We start from the raw sequence: 17,830 nt of genomic DNA, 5'->3' as shown, positions 1-17,830 counted from the left end.
AGGATCCAATCATGTTTGTATTTGCTGTATTAGTTTTCATATTATTCGCTTTCTATTTATTTTATAAGACAAAATACTTTAGAAGCAACCGTGAAGTAGAAAAGAAATGGCTTTCCGCAAAATCAAATATAGCACTCGGTCTTTTTGTTTGTTTCTTTGGTTTAAATTATTTACTATTTATTTCTGAATCTACTTCAACTCTTATTGTTTCCGCTATTTTTATTATTTATGGTGCATTTTTCAGTTGGATAGGTTTTAAAAAGTATAAACATTACCTTCCATTCGCAGTAGAGGAAGCTAAGCTATACGAAGCGCAGAAATAATAATTAAGAGGTTGACTCGGAAAGGAGTCAACCTCTTTTATTATTGTCCAGCTCCAGCGCCTAGCATTTCTTATTGTCTATCAATCAATTGGCACATCATCATCGCTTTTCCTACCAAAATTCCTTCGTTGAAAACCTCAACATCTACCTTTCCGAATTTCCGTCCGACTTCAAGAATCCTCGGATATACCTCTAAGGTACTCTCCATTTGAACGGGCTTGATAAAATAGATGGTCATATTCTCAACTACAAGATCTCCCTTTTTATAGCTTCTCATGACCCGGTTAGCTGCTTCGGATACGATGGTTGTAAATACACCATATGAAATGGTTCCTAGATGATTGGTCATTTGAGGTGTTACTTCACAGGAATATACTTCTTCTCCTTTAACCTTACCCTGAATGAGGGCCATTTGATTTGTGACAATATCATCGATTGTTTCACCGACTTGTGGCTGTCTTTGATTCATTTGTAATGCCTTTAATACATCCTGTCTGCTTATGATTCCTTCTAATCGATTGGAGTCGTCCGCAACTGGAAGTACTTCTATTCCCTCCCATACCATCGTATGGGCAGTCGAAGCGACACTCGTTTTTCCATTCACCGTCATTGGCTGCTTCGTCATAATCTTATCAATCGACGTGTCTAAATCCTGTCCTAAAATATCCTTGCTTGTTACCATACCTTGAATTTTCATATTTTGATCGACTACAGGATAGCGACTGTGTCTTGTTTCCTGATTAAACTCATGCCATTTAGAAACCTTATCTATTGTTTTTAAATAATAGGTCTCAGATAAAGGGGTTAGAATATCTTCGACTAAAATAATTTCCTTTTTGATTAATTGGTCATAAATTGCTCTATTAATCATTGTAGCCACAGTGAAGGTGTCATAGCTAGTTGAAATGACAGGTAGTTCAAGACTATCAGCAAGCTTTTTCACGTGTTCTTCAGAATCAAATCCACCTGTAATCAGTACAGCTGCCCCTGCTTTTAATGCTAGCTCATGTGCTTGCGTGCGGTTACCGACAATTAACAGGTTCCCTGCCTCCGTATACCGCATCATAGCTTCAAGCTTCATGGCACCAATGACAAATTTATTTAGTGTTTTGTGCAAGCCCGTTCTTCCGCCTACGACCTGCCCATCAACGATATTTACTACTTCCGCAAATGTAAGCTTTTCAATATTTTCTTTCTTCTTACGTTCAATTCTAATTGTTCCTACTCTTTCAATGGTGCTGACGTATCCTTTATTTTCAGCTTCCTTAATCGCTCGGTAGGCTGTACCTTCACTGACGGTCATCGCCTTGGCGATTTGGCGAACTGAAATTTTTTCCCCTACAGGAAGTCCATCAATATATTGCAAAATTTGTTCGTGCTTAGTAGCCAAGACCTTCACCCTTTATATTTGAATTCCCATTACCTGGTGACAACACGACCAGATTAGTCTAAATTTCATTATAAAGTGTTAAAAGCCTTGATTCAATGCGGTTTCTCACATTGTTGTCTAAATCTCAGTGAAAAGACCTGGACTTTTTCTTTAATCGGCCAGCTTGAGACTTTTGTATTTGCCTTTTTGGACTATAAAGCAACCCTGTTAAGTTCCCCGCAATGACCATCAATGCAAAGGTCAACCAAGCTAATGAGAATATTCCTTGAAGACCATCTGCATGAATTGATAATCTAGGAACAGCAAAATAAAGCATAAGGCCACAAAGGAGCAGGCAAAGTAAGTATCGGTTCTTTTTCATCTTTCATTTCCTCCCTATAAAAAAGACTGCTTGTTCCATCTTTATGCAAGAGAGGGAAAAAAAAGTAGGTGATTCCAAAAGAAGATGATTAAATTTCGATAGATTCTCCAGGTTGAAGGATTTTACCGTTTTTATCATCGAGCATTTCTAAAAACGTATTTGGATCCTGCTTAATTGGTGGGAATGTATTGTAATGAATCGGTACAACTGTTTTGGCTGCTAATAATTTGGCTGCATAGGCCGCGTCTTCCGGTCCCATGGTAAAATTATCTCCTATTGGCAAGAAGGCCAAGTCAATCGGATGACGTTCACCTATTAGTTTCATATCTGAGAAGAGCCCCGTATCACCTGCATGATATATGGTTTTGCCTTCATTCATAAAAAGAATACCGGCGGGCATTCCGCAGTAAATAATCTCCTGGCTGCCAGCAATGACATAGCCCGAGCCATGGAAAGCTTGTGTCAGTTTTACTTTACCAAATTCAAATTGATAGGCCCCTCCAATATGCATGGCATGGGTCTTTACCCCTTGAAAGCTTAAAAATGCACATAGATCAGCATTCGCTATGACAAGGGCATTGTTTCTTTTTGCTAGTTCCACCGTATCACCTACGTGATCTCCGTGACCATGTGTGAGGATAATAACATCCGGTTTCACTTCGTCTATTGATAAATCTGTTAAACTGTTTCCAGTAATAAACGGGTCAATGATAATTGTTTTTCCATTGGTTTGAATTTGTACCACTGAATGACCATGATAAGATACTTTCATTTTTGTAACCCTCCCAAAGTTCTTTTAATAGTACTTCCATAAATAATATAGAAATTCCTTCCTCATTTATACCCATAAACCACCCGTTTTAGCACAAGATAACCTCAGATAGTTTACAATTCAAATTTATATTGTTACTCTCAAATTGGATTTGAAATTAGGGGGAGAAATGATGAATCAAAGATTGAACAAACTGCAAGCATGGATGAAGGAGAATGACATTGAAGTCAGTTTTGTTACTTCTTCCGAAAATGTATTTTATTTAAGCGGCTACTATACCGATCCACATGAACGCTTACTCGCCCTCGCTGTGTTCCAAGAGGAAGAGCCGTTCCTAGTTTGCCCAGGGATGGAAGTACATGATGCTAAACGATCTGGATGGGATCATGAATTAATCGGCTATAGTGACATTGATAATCCATGGGAAATGATTTTGAAATCTATCAATAAAAGAATGGATCGCGTGTCAAAGGTTGCTATCGAGAAAGAGCATATGAATGTAGAGCGGTATGAACAGCTCTTACGATTATTCCCTCATTCCACTTTTGTTTCAGGTGAGGAAAAATTAAGACTCCTTCGAATGGTCAAAGATGCTTCCGAATTAAAAATTATCGAAGAGGCTTGTGCACTTGCTGATTATGCGGTTGAATTCGGGGTTAATGAAATCAAGGAAGGGAAAACAGAGCTAGAAATTCTTAATGCATTAGAGTTTGCCTTAAAGCAAAAAGGCGTGACTGAGATGTCTTTTTCAACAATGGTTCTAACTGGTGCGAATGCTGCTTCTCCTCATGGTAATCCAGGCACTACTAAAATTCAAAAAGGTGATTTAGTTTTATTTGACTTGGGTGTAGTTGTGGATCGCTATTGTTCAGATATCACAAGAACCGTTGCATATGGTGACATTAACGACAAGCAAAAAGAAATATATGATACAGTGTTAAAAGCCCAATTGGCAGCGATTGAAGCAAGTAAACCTGGTGTGAGTGCAGCAGACGTTGACCTTACTGCTCGTCGTATTATCGCTGAAGCAGGATACGGTGAATATTTTCCACACCGTCTTGGACACGGCCTAGGAATTAGTGTTCATGAATATCCATCCTTAACCGAGACAAATCAACTGATTATTGAAGAAGGAATGGTTTATACCATTGAACCAGGAATCTATGTCCCTAATGTAGCCGGAGTGCGTATCGAGGATGATGTGTTTATTACTGCTGATGGGGCAAAGATTTTAACCAAATTCCCAAAAGAACTGCAAATTGTGAAGTAGGCAGATTTGGATGATTTTAGCATTGTATTTTTGTTTTAATTGAGGTAATATACTAATACAAGCTGCGTTGTACGTAATCATAATAAAGTTTTAACCTTTAAGCTGTAATAGGGAGTTTAACCATTGAAGCTGGAATGACAAGCCTTTGTCTATAAGACATGGAGGACACGCAGAAAAGCTTCTGAAAACACCCACTTTGAGGAGTGGTGGTTTAAAACTTTCTTATATTTCTTACGGCAATGGCGGCTACATACTTAGCACTCAAAACCAGTTTCTGACTAGAAGCTGGTTTTTTTGTTTACTACAATTATTACAAAAGAAGAGGCGGGCTTCCGGACCACCTCTTCTGCAACATAATTTATTATTGTTTCTCTAACAATGTTTTTGTATCTAAGAATTCAAGGCCGTGTGCTTCTGCGACTGCTTCATAAGTCACATAGCCGTTTAATGTGTTAATTCCTTTTAGCAAGGCCTCATTATCTAAACATGCCTTACGATAGCCCTTGTTCGCAATTTGAACCGCATATGGAACGGTTACATTTGTTAATGCAATAGTCGATGTTCGCGGTACTGCTCCAGGCATATTGGCCACTGCATAGTGGACTACACCATGCTTTACATACGTTGGATTATCGTGCGTAGTTATACGATCTGTTGTTTCAAAAATACCACCTTGATCAATGGCGATATCAACAACAACACTCCCCGACTTCATGGTCTTAATCATTTCTTCAGAAACAAGTTTTGGTGCCTTTGCACCTGGAATCAAAACTGCTCCAATGACTAGATCAGATTCTTTCACTGCTTCTGCAATATTATAAGGGTTCGACATTAATGTTGTCACATCAGATCCGAAAATATCATCCAATTGACGAAGGCGGTCTGGATTTAAATCAATAATGGTCACTTTTGCCCCTAATCCAATCGCCATTTTAGCTGCATTGGTACCAGCAACTCCACCGCCAATAATCGTAACAGTCCCTCTTTGTACACCGGGAACACCGGATAGTAAAATTCCCATCCCTCCGTGAACTTTTTCAAGGAATTGGGCACCAATTTGTGCGGCCATTCTCCCAGCCACTTCACTCATTGGCGTTAATAATGGTAGGCTTCGATTAGGAAGCTGAACTGTCTCATAAGCAATCCCTATAACTTTTTTATCAATTAGTGCTTTAGTCAGTTCAGGTTCCGGAGCTAAATGTAAATATGTAAATAAGATTAATCCCTCGCGAAAATATTGATATTCGCTTGGAAGTGGTTCCTTAACTTTCATGACCATTTCCATGGACCATGCTTCGGCTGGTGTTTCTACTAACTTTGCTCCTGCATCTCTATAGTCTTCATCTGAAAAACCAGAGCCTAAACCAGCTCCATTCTCAATAAAGACCTCATGGCCAAATTTCACAAGGTTGACCACTCCAGCAGGCGTCATTGCTACACGGTTTTCATTATTTTTTATCTCTTTAGGTATTCCGATTCGCATGTCCATACCTCCAATTAATATAAGCAGTAGAAAATAGTTCAAATAATTCCGAAAGTAAAAGCAATTTTATTTTACCAAAAAAATAGGAGTTACCCAAACTTATTCTAGTATAAGTTCTTCAAATAACCACAAATTCCCTTAATCTTAAAAAAGCTTTGACGCTAAATTAACGACAAAGCTTTTTTCTAGCAATTTAATAATAAGGGTAATATGGGTCTCCATAATAAGGATAACCATAATAAGGGTATCCATATCCATAACCATAAGGAGCTGATAATAACGCCCCTGCAGCTAATCCACCCAGGAACGGTAATCCGAATCCACCAAAGCCCCAGCCCCATGGACGGCCAAAACCGAATCCAAATCCTGGACGGCCAAAGCCTCCAAAGCCAAATCCTGGACGACCGAAACCACCAAACCCAAATCCTGGACGGCCAAAGCCTCCAAAGCCAAATCCAGGGCGACCAAATCCACCACCAAAATGTCCAAATCCACCAAAACCAGGACGGATCCGTTCATCCGCTTGGTTCATCGCAGGCATTCCATAAATTTCAGTACTCAATGTTTATTCCTCCTCATTTTATTTACTTCACACACTAAAGAATATGCATATCTAACGGGAAACTCTTGGGTAAATGCCCCTCATAAAGGAAAATTCCTAGATATATGTCTACTAAATACCTTTTGCAACAAGAACAAAAGGCGGAAGCGCCTCGTTCAGCCCCGACAGGCAAATGTTCTTCGGCGGGAAAAGTCCGCCTTTTGACTTTTCTTGCCGAAGGTTATTTGACCCGAGGGGTTAGGCGCTGGAGCTAGATTCAGACAACTAGTTCAGTTATCAACACTCGGACCTTTTTATAATTTCCTGGAACAAAGAAAAGGCCATCCTATTATGGACAGCCTTCGTTCGAACATCTTATTGCCTAGCTTTCTGTGTACCCGTCAGTATCTACTGATGCAGTGGCAGCGTTAAAATCAGCTTGGTCGGCTACTGCCGCTCCCTCTCCTATAAAACCGCTATTATAGGAATTCATTATCTGTTGACTTACTTCATTCGAACCTTGTTCATCGAATTCAAATGAATATTGGTTATTTGGATTTCTTTTTTCCATCACGCAAATCTCCTTTCATTCTAAGCTACTACTTCATTATTGTTCGAAAAATTGCAACAGTTATTCGTTGTTAAATAATGTATAATTTAGGTAAGGAGATGATGATCATGGGACTCAAATATAAAAATATTTTAGTCGCTATTGATGGATCGAAAGAAGCAGATTGGGCCTTACGAAAGGGTATTGAAATCGCGAAAAGAAATGATGCTGCCTTACTTCTAGTTCATGTAATAGATACTCGGTCATTCGCGTTAATCGAAGCCTATGACACCGTTATTGGCGATCGCGCAGAAAAGCTGGCAAAAGACATGCTAGATAACTATCAAAAGCAAGCTGTTGATTCAGGTGTAAAAGAGGTTCAATATGAAATTGAATTCGGTTCTCCAAAGGTTCGAATCCCTAGAGATGTGGCAAAAAAACATAATGTTGACTTAATAATTTGTGGTGCCACAGGAATGAATGTAGTAGAAAGATTCTTTATCGGTAGTGTATCAGAACATATTACACGATATGCACCATGTGATGTTCTAGTAGTTCGAACTGAAAAAGAATAAACAATAAATAACAGGGCATGCAGCATTTACTGCATGTCCTTTTTTCACTTATTCCATTGAAAAAGAGTTATGATAGGTAGGAAACAACTATTTGTAGTAAAATAAAAATTATTACACAGCTTGGAGGCAGCCAAATGAAGGACCATTTTTCTTTCGATCAGCGACTAGGTATCTTTCTTCCTAACTTAACAGTAGATTGGGAACAACATAGCAAAGATACTCAACAAGATATTCTTTTTCATTGGGAACAAATACGCGGCTCAATTCCTGACCGAATTGTAGACCTAGAAGATCAAATTAATCATAAACAAGCAGAGCTTTCTGATGAAAGTGACTTCATTCGTTCTTGTCAACTGAACAAAGAAATTGCAGAACTTGCCTCCATCATCAATGACTTATGGCTTTGGTATAGAGCAAACCAAACACTTTCCACAAAAGCTCATCATTAAAAAGAGGATGACACTAAATCGTCATCCTCTTTCTCTCTATTACAAATCTTTCTTTATTTCTCTTACCACATGCCCTAATTCGGGCAAAATTAATTTATTCATCGCAAGCTTTACCGCACCAGTGGAACCAGGGGTAGAAAATACCGCCCTATTATTCACTACACCAGCAATTGCTCTTGAAAGGATTGCTGCAGAACCGATATCTTCTTGATAACTCAACATCCTAAACAATTCTCCGAAGCCAACAATTTCTTTATTAAGAAGGCTTTTGACTGTTTCAATTGTGACGTCCCGCTTGGCTATCCCCGTCCCGCCATTAATAAGAATAGCGTCAATATCTTCCCGGTTACAGGCTTTTAAAATTTCATCTTGAATTGGGATTGCTTCATCCTTTACAATCACATAATCAGAAATTTGATGTCCGGACTGCTCAAGCAATTCAATCATCAGCTTACCACTTTTGTCTGTGTCCTTATTTCTTGTATCACTGACTGTGATTATCTTACAATTAATACTCTTAGGGGCTTCCCGTTTATGTTCCTGCGTGCTCATATTTGAAACTCCTCTTTTTCTTTTAGATAGCGGTATTGATAATATTTATGAGCTAATTCCGTTACTTTCCTCGTTAACTGATAATTTGCTCCTGCACCAATGGCTATGCTGACGAGCGGCATCCCTTGAATCATCTTTCTCCGAAACAAGGCAATAACCATCGCTTTAAATACTTGTTGCAAGGGTTGTTCAAGCCAGGTGATATTGGAAATCTCTTCTGTCCCCTCATAAAAATACGGATTATCGTACTTTTCTAATTCATCTTTTAACATGATCCAGCCTTCTTTTTGTATTCTAGGAGGCAAGGTACCTATATGAAATACCTTAAGGGATGTCATCATTTCATAAGGAGTGTTAACTTCATATCCATAAGTCATGGCTATTAATTGGACAACCCTCAAATTAATAACGGCCATTGCTGGGATATCCATCCCCAAAAGCAAGGAACTTCCGGTTCCCGCTAATCCTCCTTGAGCTAAGGAATAAAGGCGATGCCTAGCAATGTGCTGTTCTGCTATGTATTGTAATTGATTAATATCCAAATTTTTTAAGTCTGATATATTTTCTAAATTAGGGATAAAAACCCTTCCAGATGAAAGAATTCTTTCTTTTGCATCCATTTGAAGCTGAGAGCCTTGAATCATACCATGCAAATGGAACAGCCATGTATCAACAAGGGAAAAAAATTGCTTCTGAACTGTTTCAGGCAATAAGGAGAAAGAACGCTCCAAATATTTTTCATAAGTTAATTGAATGTCATTTGGTTCGTAATTGAATAGATTCTTTTCCCATTCGCTTATTTCATTCCATACTTTAGTTTCCCGGTCTGTATATGGCATCGTATGAACCTCCTCCAACATGCTTCTCCTAACAGTATAGCATAAAGCGAGAGAACGTTAAAAAGGCAAAAGCCATTTATTGTTAGCTTTTGCCTCTTTGGAGATTTAAGTTGAAGAGAGTTATTGTGCTAAGCGAACAACGTCGCGCGCGATCATTACTTCTTCATTAGTTGGGATAATAATAACTTTAACTGGAGAGTGAGGATAGTTAATGAAAGCCTCTTCCCCTCTTACTTTGTTAAGAGCAGGATCCCAATATACACCCATAAATTCAAGACCTTTTAGCACATTTTCACGAATGGTATCACTATTTTCACCAATACCTGCAGTAAAGATAATCGCATCTACACCATACATACGGGACGCGTATGAACCAATATATTTATGAATTCGGTTTGCAAATACATCTAATGCTAGCTGTGCACGCTCATTGCCTTTCTTGGCTTCAATTTCAATATCCCTTAGGTCACTTGAGAATCCAGAAACAGCTAACATACCGCTCTTCTTATTTAATACATCTAGAACTTCATCAGCAGTCTGGTTCGTTTTTTCCATGATATATGGAATTAAAGCAGGGTCAATATTACCTGAGCGTGTACCCATTGTTACACCTGCAAGTGGTGTAAAGCCCATTGATGTATCGATAGATTCTCCACCTTCGATAGCTGCAATACTTGCACCATTTCCTAAGTGACAAGAAATTAAACGAAGTTGTTCAACTGGGCGACCTAGTAATTCTGCTGCACGTTGTGAAACATATTTGTGAGATGTCCCATGGAAGCCGTATTTACGGATACCGTATTCTTTGTAGTATTCATATGGAAGGCTATAAAGGAAAGAACTTTCCGGCATTGTTTGATGGAAAGCTGTATCAAACACAGCAATCGCTGGTACATTTGGAAGTACACTTTGGAATGCACGGATTCCAGTTAAGTTTGCTGGATTATGCAGTGGTGCAAGCTCCGAAAGTTCTTCGATTTTATTTAAAACTTCATCTGTAATTATTACAGAGTCATTAAATGCTTCACCACCGTGTACAACACGATGACCAATTCCTTCAATTTCATCAAGTGATTGAATGATACCTAGTGTAGTTAATTTATCTAATAACATTTTTACTGCTATTTCATGATCAGGTATATCGGTTATTTCTTGGACTTTTTCACCGTTAACTGTAATATTAAAAATTGAATCGCTTAATCCAATTCTTTCGATAAGACCTTTTGTAATTACTTCTTCACTTGGCATTTCAAATAATTGAAACTTTAAGGAAGAACTCCCCGCATTGATTGCAATAATTTTTGCCATTTAGCTTACCGCTCCTTTTATATAACAACGTCGTGAATATACAATTTTGGTTAAGTACACTTTTATTTTGCGCAAACCGACCTTGTTTATTTCCCTCAATTCCTCATTTAATCACTGAATTTAGGACATTACAAGGAATAAATTGCTTGACAACGGTTACAGAGCAAATGTAATTATATTCAAATTTTTCTCTCTTTTTTACTAAAACTAATAAAGGATAAAATCGGGATTTTTCACCGATTTTATCCTTTATTTTCTTGGAACCATTTTTCAATTTGTGATAAGATTCGGTCCATTTCATACTGCTTTGACAGACTCGGTAGGTTTACGAGCATAGCCTGCTTCGGAGGCTGAATCCCCTCACCCTTTTTTTGCAAAATGAAAATATTTTTAGCTGCACTTTTATTTTTAAACATTGTTTCAGGCAATTGTAGAAGACCCTGAATGATTACATGTTCTTTTAAGAATTCATGAAGCTGTGCTGCTTGTTCACTTTCAAAAAGACCACTTGGAACTAGGAAGATCAAATATCCACCAGGTACTGTATGTCGTACACTTTGCTCAATAAATAAGTGATGCGAATACGAGTGTCCAGTATTTGCCTTTAATTGATAATCTGCTGCCCGTACATCATTTGGATAAAATCCAACAGGTAAATCAGCTATTACAGCCTCTACTGGATCAATAAATAAAGGCTCTAAGGCGTCCTGATTAAATAACTGAATTGGATGTTCCTGTAAATTCGCGTTTACATAGGCAAGTTTAATGAGAATATCATCGACATCTACTCCTATTGAGGTTATCTCTTTAGGCACATGATTTAAAACAGTCGTTAGTAAATTCCCTGTTCCAACCGCCGGATCGAGAAGCCTAAACGTGGATTGTTTTACAAATCGGTCAAGTAAGTATCCTACCAGTAGTCCAATCGTATCAGGAGTCATTTGGTGATTGGGTTGAACATTTTCCTTCATCCCTTTTAAAATAACTAGCTGGTAGGCTTTACGTATATCTTCCTTGGAATACTTGTCTAAATGGATTTCTTCGTACTGCTTTTTTAACCTTTTTGTAGTTAGTTCACTTAACTCATCCTGTAGAATTGTGCCTTGGAACATGTTTTCTCCTGTTTCGGCTAATGCCTCCAGATAACTACAAGACAATTCCTCTTGTAAAACAAGTGCCGTTTCATTAAATACAGTAAATAGTTGCTCTATTGGAGAAATTTTCATCTATTCCCCTCCGTTACTAAATTTCCTTATTCATTTTATACGAGTATGTATTTTTTAAACAAGTATAAAGGCCTCGCCATAATGCCGAGGCCTTGTTATTCCTATTTTATTTTGCATTTCTAGCAGCTTCAATTGCCGCTTCATAGTTAGGATGATTCGTTGCTTCACTCACATATTCTACGTATGTCACTGTATCTGTAGAATCTACTACGAACACAGCGCGAGTTAATAGTCTTAATTCTTGAATCGCAACGCCATATGCCTCTCCGAATGAAAGATCACGGTGATCAGATAAGGTTTGAACGTTTTCAATTCCTGCTGCTGCACACCAACGTTTTTGAGCAAATGGTAGGTCCACGCTTACAGTTAAGATCTTAACATGCCCTAAACCATTAGCTTCTTCATTGAAACGGCGTGTTTCCGCATCACAAACACCAGTATCTAGAGAAGGTACTGCACTGATTAAACGAACCTGTCCCTTCGTATCGTCTAAAGTCACTTGTGATAAGTCATTAGCTAATACTGTGAAATTTGGAGCCTTATCTCCTACCTTCACTTCATTCCCTAACAATGTTACTGCATTACCCTTAAAAGTTACATTTGCCATCCTTACATCCTCCTTTGTCGTGTTAAAGCAATACATGAAAAAGATGAATTTGCTTTAATATGTACAGTGTAAATATATCTTTTCAAATTCTATTTTGCAATTATTGAGCATCAAGAAAAAAGTTAACCTTCCCTAAAGAGAAGATTAACCCATTCATTTAAAACTCAAGCTCTTGTTTATGCTGCTGTGACTGTTGGGTCTGTTGATGATTTTGTTGCTGTTGTTTGTTCTCATCTTTCTTCGAGAACATTTGCTGAATCTTATCAACTGCTTGTGGAGCAAGCTCCAATATTTTCTCGTATAAATGAGTGCTTTCATCCAGGTGTAGCATCTTAACCCCATTTGAGTTAACAATTAAAAAGGCGATTGGAGTAATGGATACACCCCCCCCGCTTCCTCCACCAAACGGAAGCTTCGGTTGGCCTTGACTCTGACCCTGGCCCTGGCTCTGCGCTTGAGACTGGCCGCTATCTAATTTAAACTCGCTACCACCAGCAGCAAATCCAAACCCTACCTTAGAAACTGTTAAAATAACACTACCATCAGGGGTTTCAACAGGATCCCCAATAATGGTATTTACATCAATCATTTCTTTTAAACTTTCCATTGCAGTTGTCATCAAACCTTGAATTGGATGGTCGGACATGGATCTTTCCTCCTATTTCAAACAGAATTAGTTTTTTCATTTGCATACTTTTCTTTACTTTTTAAGTGCGGTTTACCGCCCTTCCAGAATTTAATCAGCTTTAATCCTGCGAGAATAGCATGCCCGATTCGGAACTGAAAAATACCTGTAAATCGTGTTTGAATGACAGCAGCTTGGAAATGAGGGGTAACTGATAATTCCGGAATTTGTTTCATGGCAAGGTAATGACTGAGAAGTCCTATTATACTTCCTTTAACCGCCCATAGCCCTCCAGTTATGATACCCGTATACGCTGCATCACCTACTCCAACCATCGTATGCCATTCAAGCTTTTTAATAGATACCTTTTTAAAAAACTTCCTAACAATCAGGTGCAGCTTAAACACATGCTCGAGCAGTTCTTTTGTATTATTGAAACTTGTCATAACATCACTTTTATCAATCTGGTTCACTGACACATTGTCTTTTTTCGTTTTTTCATTTTCCTTTTTCTTCTTCCTCTTAACAATAATGCTAGGGGAATTATCATCGATTTTTATTAAGGGAACATCTATTTTGTATTTAATTAATCCGAACCATAACCGAAACTCTACCTTCAAGTCATCATTGTCATTAAAATGGTAGTAATTTAAAAGAATCGTTAATTTAGAAAAAATAAGTAGGACGAATAAGAGCATTATTATTGATACAATGATCAGGACCCAAACCAAATTCCTTCACCACCTTTCAGCCTATTATTATTCGCTTATCGTAAAAAAATAAACCTGCCAACTTGTTGTTGACAGGTCATTACAATGTTCTTTTCCCCTCTTTCTTTTATCTAATAGGTTGTAACTGCTTTCATAATGTCTCTAAAAAATGCTAAACTAATTTCAGACTAACCTAATTTTATCAGTGTTTAATTTTTAATAATAAATATTTTCACCAACATTTAAAGGAGGCACAATTTATGGAATTAAGACGTAACATTTATTTTTATCATAAGCGTGATGCAGACATGCTTTCAAAAGCCGCTCCACTTTTTGAATTGGCTGACCGCTACGGTTTTACCATGGTAAATGATTATCGGAAAGCGAATATTATTGCCAGTATTGGCGATGATGGGACCTTTCTGCAAGCTGTTAGAAAAACAGGCTTTCGTGATGATTGTCTTTATATGGGAATCTCCACTAAAAATAGTTTAAGTATGTATTGTGATTTTCGAATCAGTGATACCTCAAAAATGATAGAAGCCATTACAACTAATGAACATATTGAGGTCCGTCGCTATCCAACCATTGAAGTAACTGTTGATGGCCAAGGGACGTTCCCATGTTTGAATGAGTTCAGCATTCGATCTTCTATCATTAAAACACTTGTTTTGGATGTATTTGTCGACCAATTACATTTCGAAACCTTTCGCGGAGATGGTTTAATTGTTGCAACACCAACAGGAAGTACAGCCTATAATAAATCAGTAAATGGTTCAGTAGTCGATCCTCTATTATCTTGTATGCAGGTAAGCGAGGTTGCGTCAGTGAATACCAATCGTTACCGGACACTCGGCGCTTCCTTTATTTTAGGAAGTGAGCGTACCCTGACACTTAAAGTCATTTCTGAAGGAAATGATCATCCAACCATGGGCATGGATAACGAAGCCTTAAGCATCCGCCATGTTGATAAAATCCAAGTAAAAATTAGTGATAAAAAGCTAAAAACATTAAAACTAAAAGACAACTCCTTCTGGGAAAAAGTAAAAAGAACCTATTTATAATTATAGCTGTGTTAAAGAACAGTGTTGATTTTACACCCTGTTGATTGGAGCGGAAGGCGCGAAGACTCCTGTGGGAGTACGGTTCAGGGGAGACCCCGCAGGCGCATGCGCCGAGGAGGCTCGCCGAAACGCCCACGAACCGCTCGCGCCTGGAGCGGAAATCAACAGGCAAGTTTAACATGGTCATAATAATAAAAGGCAGACTCATCTTATATGGAGTCTGCCCCTTATATTACATACTTGTTCTCTTTTCTCTCCGCCATTTCAAACCCTTTTCCGAAATCAGCTTTGTTTTAGAAAGCGAATAAATAGTTAACGCTGACCAAATGAACATAAATGACAAAAGCTGAACCTTCGAGAAATGTTCATTATACACAAAAACACCTAAAATCAAAGTAAGTGTAGGTGCAATATATTGTAAAAACCCTAATAGGGATAATGGGATTTTCTGAGCTCCTTTTGCAAAATAAAGCAAAGGCACAGCGGTTGCTACTCCTGCTCCAATTAAAAGTAAATCCGTTCCCAAAGTTGAAGAGAAAAGAGTATTCGCACCACGACTAAATAAGATTATCATATAAATAGCAGCAATTGGGGCAACCACCATGGTTTCTAAAGTCAATCCCACTGCAGATTCAACATTAATCAGTTTCTTTGCTAATCCATACAAGCCAAACGATACAGCTAAGGTAATTGCAATCCAAGGAAATGCACCATGGGCTACTGTTAAAATGACAACCCCAACGGCAGCCAGAACAAAGGAGATATATTGATAAATCGTTAATTTCTCCTTCAAAACCACCATTCCTAATAAGATGCTAACAAGTGGATTAATATAATACCCTAAACTCGCTTCAATCATATGCCCACTATTAACTGCCCAAATATAAACAAACCAATTGACACTTATTAGTAGTGAAGCAATCGTTAATGCATACAGCTGTTTTTTGTTTTGAGCAAATCCTTTAAACGTTTGGACAAACAGTTCCCACTTTTTTGTAAAAATCAACACTACAATCATAAAAATAAATGACCAAAATACTCGGTTCGCCAGTATTTCCTGTGCATTAACCTGGTCTAAAAACTTCCAATAAATCGGCAATAATCCCCAAAGTAAATAGGAAAAGCCGGCATGGATGGCTCCCTGCTGAAGTTCCGTCCGTTTCATATATTCTCGAGCCCCTATTCTTTCTAGTATCGAAATAATCTCTATTATAACCCGAATAACTTAAAATAGGGGATTAATTTGACTTGAAAATGGCTGTGTTAAAGAACAGTGTTGATTTATACACCCTGTTGATTGGAGCGGAAGGCACGAAGACTCCTGTGGGAGTATGGTTCAGGGGAGACCCCGCAGGCGCAAGCGCCGAGGAGGCTCGCCGAAACACCCACGAACCGCTCGTGCCTGGAGCGGAAATCAACAGGCAAGTTTAACAGCGCCTTGAAAATAATAAAGCAGACGGTAGCCACCGCCTGCTTTATTTTCATTAAACCTGTTTAGCCGCTGCAAACTCTTTTTGCCTAAGCTCTATACGACGGATTTTTCCTGAAGTCGTTTTCGGAAGCTCAGTTAAATACTCGATTTTTCTAGGATATTTATATGGTGCAGTTAATGTTTTTACATGTTCCTGCAGGTTTTTTGTTAATTCTGGGTCAGCAGGGTCTACATCCTCTTTTAAGACAACAAATGCTTTAACAATGAATCCCCGAATTTCATCTGGGCTAGCCACCACTGCGCATTCCTTAACATATGGGTGCTTAACTAGAGCATCCTCTACTTCGAATGGTCCAATGGTATAGCCAGAGCTTATAATAATATCATCCCCGCGTCCTTCAAACCAGAAATATCCATCTTCATCCATTTTAGCTTTATCACCCGTTACATAATAATCCCCACGGAATTGCATAGCGGTTCTTTCAGGATCTTTGTAATAATTTTTAAATAATGCCGGTGTTTCTACGTGGACAGCAATATCTCCAACCTCTCCAACGGCACACACCTGGCCTTCTTCGTTAATAATTTCCACCCTATTTCCAGGCGTTGGTTTTCCCATTGATCCTGGTTTCAATTCCATTCCTTTTGTTACACCTACAAGCAATGTGTTTTCCGTTTGACCATAACCATCACGAACTTCAACGTTAAAATATTTCCTAAACGTATCAATAACCTCACGATTTAATGGCTCCCCAGCAGATACCGCACTATGAAGGTTTGGTAACTGATAATCAGTTAAATTATCTACCTTCGCCATTAAGCGGTACTCAGTTGGTGTACAGCATAATACATTAACTGCATATTTTTGCAAAAGGCTTAAATAATTTTTTGGCTCGAATTTTCCGTTATATACTAACCCCGTTGCCCCTGAACCAAGTACTGATAAAAACGGACTCCATATCCACTTTTGCCAGCCAGGACCTGCCGTCGCCCAAACGGTATCCCCTTCTTCAATAGCAAGCCATTTTGGTGCAGCGGTCTTTAAATGAGCAAACGCCCAACCGTGGGTATGGACAACACCTTTCGGATTTCCCGTTGTACCAGAAGTATAAGATAAAAACGCCATATCATCTCTTAATGTATCTGCAAGTAGGAAATCATTTTTTGCCTGTTTCATTTCTGCATCTAGATGAATCCAGCCCTCTTCCTCTGCCCCAATTGTAAACTTTACAATTGGTTGTGTTTCGTTTATGTTTTTAAATTGGTCTACATATGGATAATAGCTGACCACCGCCTTCACATCGCCATGTGTAATTCGGTATTGCAAATCTTTTTCCCTTAACATTTCAGAACTTGGAATAACAACCATTCCTGCTTTTAATGCAGCTAAATAGACTACGTAGGCTTCAATGAGACGCGGTACAATAACAAGAACAACATCGCCTTTTTTTAAGCCATTTTCGATAAAAACATTGCCTGCTTGATTTACTTGCTTCAATAAATTCTCGTATGTAACCTGCCTTGTCTCCCCAAACTCACTTTCCCATTTCAATGCTACTTTGTTTGGATCTTTTGCAAAACGTTCTACTTCAGAAACAAGATTATACTTTTCAGGTGCAATCAAATCTTCCCTTTTCATCGTTCTCCCCCTTTACAAATATCCCACAAACCTTATTATACAAAATTATTTAAAAATTTAAAATTATTATTCCCTTAAGAGTAATTTTCCACAAAAAAGAGAGCGGGATAAATC

Annotated in this window: 20 protein-coding genes and 1 other RNA gene; 6 read left to right on the top strand and 15 right to left on the bottom strand. The window is 38.3% G+C overall.

Features of this window, described 5'->3' with window-relative positions:
* Positions 1-11: 11 nt before the first annotated feature.
* Positions 12-323, top strand: coding sequence for a YtpI family protein (locus tag RCG25_RS06825; protein ID WP_308082913.1), 312 nt, complete (start codon positions 12-14; stop codon positions 321-323).
* Between the two features lie 70 nt (positions 324-393).
* On the opposite strand, the gene RCG25_RS06820 is transcribed toward RCG25_RS06825, so the two are convergent.
* The 3 genes from RCG25_RS06820 to RCG25_RS06810 form a co-directional block, all read right to left on the bottom strand.
* Complete coding sequence (locus RCG25_RS06820) at positions 394-1,713, bottom strand: DRTGG domain-containing protein (RefSeq protein ID WP_308082912.1); 1,320 nt, start codon at positions 1,711-1,713, stop codon at positions 394-396.
* A 124-nt stretch (positions 1,714-1,837) separates the two neighbouring features.
* Positions 1,838-2,074, bottom strand: a complete 237-nt coding sequence (locus RCG25_RS06815) for a hypothetical protein (RefSeq protein ID WP_308082911.1) — start codon at positions 2,072-2,074, stop codon at positions 1,838-1,840.
* An 88-nt stretch (positions 2,075-2,162) separates the two neighbouring features.
* Positions 2,163-2,846 (bottom strand): metal-dependent hydrolase, encoded by a 684-nt coding sequence (locus RCG25_RS06810; RefSeq protein ID WP_308082910.1) that lies wholly within the window; start codon positions 2,844-2,846, stop codon positions 2,163-2,165.
* 172 nt (positions 2,847-3,018) lie between these two features.
* Here RCG25_RS06810 and RCG25_RS06805 point away from each other — a divergent pair, with 172 nt between their 5' ends.
* Both RCG25_RS06805 and ssrS read left to right on the top strand, forming a co-directional pair.
* The gene (locus RCG25_RS06805) at positions 3,019-4,116 is read left to right on the top strand and encodes a M24 family metallopeptidase (protein ID WP_308084115.1); all 1,098 of its coding nucleotides are present in this window, start codon (positions 3,019-3,021) and stop codon (positions 4,114-4,116) included.
* Positions 4,117-4,172: 56 nt separating this feature from the next.
* A non-coding RNA gene (gene ssrS / locus RCG25_RS06800) (6S RNA) lies at positions 4,173-4,369 on the top strand.
* Between the two features lie 108 nt (positions 4,370-4,477).
* Here ssrS and ald read toward each other — a convergent pair.
* From ald to RCG25_RS06785, 3 genes are all read right to left on the bottom strand, one after another.
* On the bottom strand, positions 4,478-5,599 hold the full coding sequence (gene ald, locus RCG25_RS06795) for an alanine dehydrogenase (protein WP_308082909.1): 1,122 nt from the start codon (positions 5,597-5,599) through the stop codon (positions 4,478-4,480).
* Positions 5,600-5,792: 193 nt separating this feature from the next.
* The gene (locus RCG25_RS06790) at positions 5,793-6,131 is read right to left on the bottom strand and encodes a hypothetical protein (protein WP_308084114.1); all 339 of its coding nucleotides are present in this window, start codon (positions 6,129-6,131) and stop codon (positions 5,793-5,795) included.
* Between the two features lie 391 nt (positions 6,132-6,522).
* Positions 6,523-6,711: a hypothetical protein gene (locus RCG25_RS06785; RefSeq protein ID WP_308084113.1), complete on the bottom strand. Its 189-nt coding sequence runs from the start codon at positions 6,709-6,711 to the stop codon at positions 6,523-6,525.
* Between the two features lie 107 nt (positions 6,712-6,818).
* Here RCG25_RS06785 and RCG25_RS06780 point away from each other — a divergent pair, with 107 nt between their 5' ends.
* Complete coding sequence (locus tag RCG25_RS06780) at positions 6,819-7,265, top strand: universal stress protein (protein WP_308082908.1); 447 nt, start codon at positions 6,819-6,821, stop codon at positions 7,263-7,265.
* A 134-nt stretch (positions 7,266-7,399) separates the two neighbouring features.
* Positions 7,400-7,714, top strand: a complete 315-nt coding sequence (locus tag RCG25_RS06775) for a hypothetical protein (protein WP_308082907.1) — start codon at positions 7,400-7,402, stop codon at positions 7,712-7,714.
* 39 nt (positions 7,715-7,753) lie between these two features.
* On the opposite strand, the gene RCG25_RS06770 is transcribed toward RCG25_RS06775, so the two are convergent.
* From RCG25_RS06770 to RCG25_RS06740, 7 genes are all read right to left on the bottom strand, one after another.
* Positions 7,754-8,266 carry a MogA/MoaB family molybdenum cofactor biosynthesis protein gene (locus RCG25_RS06770; protein WP_308082906.1) on the bottom strand — a complete coding sequence of 171 codons (513 nt, stop codon included), beginning with the start codon at positions 8,264-8,266 and terminating at the stop codon, positions 7,754-7,756.
* Complete coding sequence (locus tag RCG25_RS06765) at positions 8,263-9,105, bottom strand: EcsC family protein (protein ID WP_308082905.1); 843 nt, start codon at positions 9,103-9,105, stop codon at positions 8,263-8,265. The genes RCG25_RS06770 and RCG25_RS06765 overlap by 4 nt, the downstream gene beginning before the upstream one ends.
* Before the next feature lie 120 nt (positions 9,106-9,225).
* On the bottom strand, positions 9,226-10,413 hold the full coding sequence (locus RCG25_RS06760) for an acetate kinase (protein ID WP_308082904.1): 1,188 nt from the start codon (positions 10,411-10,413) through the stop codon (positions 9,226-9,228).
* 242 nt (positions 10,414-10,655) lie between these two features.
* Positions 10,656-11,639, bottom strand: a complete 984-nt coding sequence (locus RCG25_RS06755) for a class I SAM-dependent methyltransferase (RefSeq protein ID WP_308082903.1) — start codon at positions 11,637-11,639, stop codon at positions 10,656-10,658.
* A gap of 106 nt (positions 11,640-11,745) precedes the next feature.
* Positions 11,746-12,246, bottom strand: coding sequence for a thiol peroxidase (tpx, locus tag RCG25_RS06750; RefSeq protein WP_308082902.1), 501 nt, complete (start codon positions 12,244-12,246; stop codon positions 11,746-11,748).
* A gap of 157 nt (positions 12,247-12,403) precedes the next feature.
* Positions 12,404-12,892 carry a GerW family sporulation protein gene (gene ytfJ / locus RCG25_RS06745; RefSeq protein ID WP_308082901.1) on the bottom strand — a complete coding sequence of 163 codons (489 nt, stop codon included), beginning with the start codon at positions 12,890-12,892 and terminating at the stop codon, positions 12,404-12,406.
* A 17-nt stretch (positions 12,893-12,909) separates the two neighbouring features.
* Complete coding sequence (locus RCG25_RS06740) at positions 12,910-13,602, bottom strand: DUF2953 domain-containing protein (protein WP_308082900.1); 693 nt, start codon at positions 13,600-13,602, stop codon at positions 12,910-12,912.
* 239 nt (positions 13,603-13,841) lie between these two features.
* Between RCG25_RS06740 and RCG25_RS06735 the strand changes: the two genes are divergently transcribed.
* Positions 13,842-14,645 carry an NAD kinase gene (locus RCG25_RS06735; RefSeq protein ID WP_308082899.1) on the top strand — a complete coding sequence of 268 codons (804 nt, stop codon included), beginning with the start codon at positions 13,842-13,844 and terminating at the stop codon, positions 14,643-14,645.
* A 232-nt stretch (positions 14,646-14,877) separates the two neighbouring features.
* Here the strand turns inward: RCG25_RS06735 and rarD are convergent, their stop codons facing one another.
* Positions 14,878-15,810 (bottom strand): EamA family transporter RarD, encoded by a 933-nt coding sequence (gene rarD / locus RCG25_RS06730; RefSeq protein WP_308082898.1) that lies wholly within the window; start codon positions 15,808-15,810, stop codon positions 14,878-14,880.
* Between the two features lie 319 nt (positions 15,811-16,129).
* Positions 16,130-17,716, bottom strand: coding sequence for an acyl-CoA synthetase MbcS (gene mbcS / locus RCG25_RS06725; RefSeq protein ID WP_308082897.1), 1,587 nt, complete (start codon positions 17,714-17,716; stop codon positions 16,130-16,132).
* Between the last annotated feature and the right edge of the window lie 114 nt (positions 17,717-17,830).

Source organism: Neobacillus sp. PS2-9, from assembly GCF_030915525.1.
Taxonomy (GTDB): Bacteria; Bacillota; Bacilli; order Bacillales; family Cytobacillaceae; genus Neobacillus.
The sequence above is the reverse complement of the archived record's forward strand: the minus strand, read 5'-3'. Positions and strand labels throughout refer to the sequence as shown.

Coding starts and splice junctions, on each gene's coding strand:
- RCG25_RS06825 (WP_308082913.1), top strand. CDS start 12: ATGTTTGTATTTGCTGTATTAGTTTTCATATTATTCGCTTTCTATTTA.
- RCG25_RS06815 (WP_308082911.1), bottom strand. CDS start 2,074: ATGAAAAAGAACCGATACTTACTTTGCCTGCTCCTTTGTGGCCTTATG.
- RCG25_RS06810 (WP_308082910.1), bottom strand. CDS start 2,846: ATGAAAGTATCTTATCATGGTCATTCAGTGGTACAAATTCAAACCAAT.
- RCG25_RS06805 (WP_308084115.1), top strand. CDS start 3,019: ATGAATCAAAGATTGAACAAACTGCAAGCATGGATGAAGGAGAATGAC.
- ald (WP_308082909.1), bottom strand. CDS start 5,599: ATGCGAATCGGAATACCTAAAGAGATAAAAAATAATGAAAACCGTGTA.
- RCG25_RS06790 (WP_308084114.1), bottom strand. CDS start 6,131: ATGAACCAAGCGGATGAACGGATCCGTCCTGGTTTTGGTGGATTTGGA.
- RCG25_RS06785 (WP_308084113.1), bottom strand. CDS start 6,711: ATGGAAAAAAGAAATCCAAATAACCAATATTCATTTGAATTCGATGAA.
- RCG25_RS06780 (WP_308082908.1), top strand. CDS start 6,819: ATGGGACTCAAATATAAAAATATTTTAGTCGCTATTGATGGATCGAAA.
- RCG25_RS06775 (WP_308082907.1), top strand. CDS start 7,400: ATGAAGGACCATTTTTCTTTCGATCAGCGACTAGGTATCTTTCTTCCT.
- RCG25_RS06770 (WP_308082906.1), bottom strand. CDS start 8,266: ATGAGCACGCAGGAACATAAACGGGAAGCCCCTAAGAGTATTAATTGT.
- RCG25_RS06765 (WP_308082905.1), bottom strand. CDS start 9,105: ATGCCATATACAGACCGGGAAACTAAAGTATGGAATGAAATAAGCGAA.
- RCG25_RS06760 (WP_308082904.1), bottom strand. CDS start 10,413: ATGGCAAAAATTATTGCAATCAATGCGGGGAGTTCTTCCTTAAAGTTT.
- RCG25_RS06755 (WP_308082903.1), bottom strand. CDS start 11,639: ATGAAAATTTCTCCAATAGAGCAACTATTTACTGTATTTAATGAAACG.
- tpx (WP_308082902.1), bottom strand. CDS start 12,246: ATGGCAAATGTAACTTTTAAGGGTAATGCAGTAACATTGTTAGGGAAT.
- ytfJ (WP_308082901.1), bottom strand. CDS start 12,892: ATGTCCGACCATCCAATTCAAGGTTTGATGACAACTGCAATGGAAAGT.
- RCG25_RS06735 (WP_308082899.1), top strand. CDS start 13,842: ATGGAATTAAGACGTAACATTTATTTTTATCATAAGCGTGATGCAGAC.
- rarD (WP_308082898.1), bottom strand. CDS start 15,810: ATGAAACGGACGGAACTTCAGCAGGGAGCCATCCATGCCGGCTTTTCC.
- mbcS (WP_308082897.1), bottom strand. CDS start 17,716: ATGAAAAGGGAAGATTTGATTGCACCTGAAAAGTATAATCTTGTTTCT.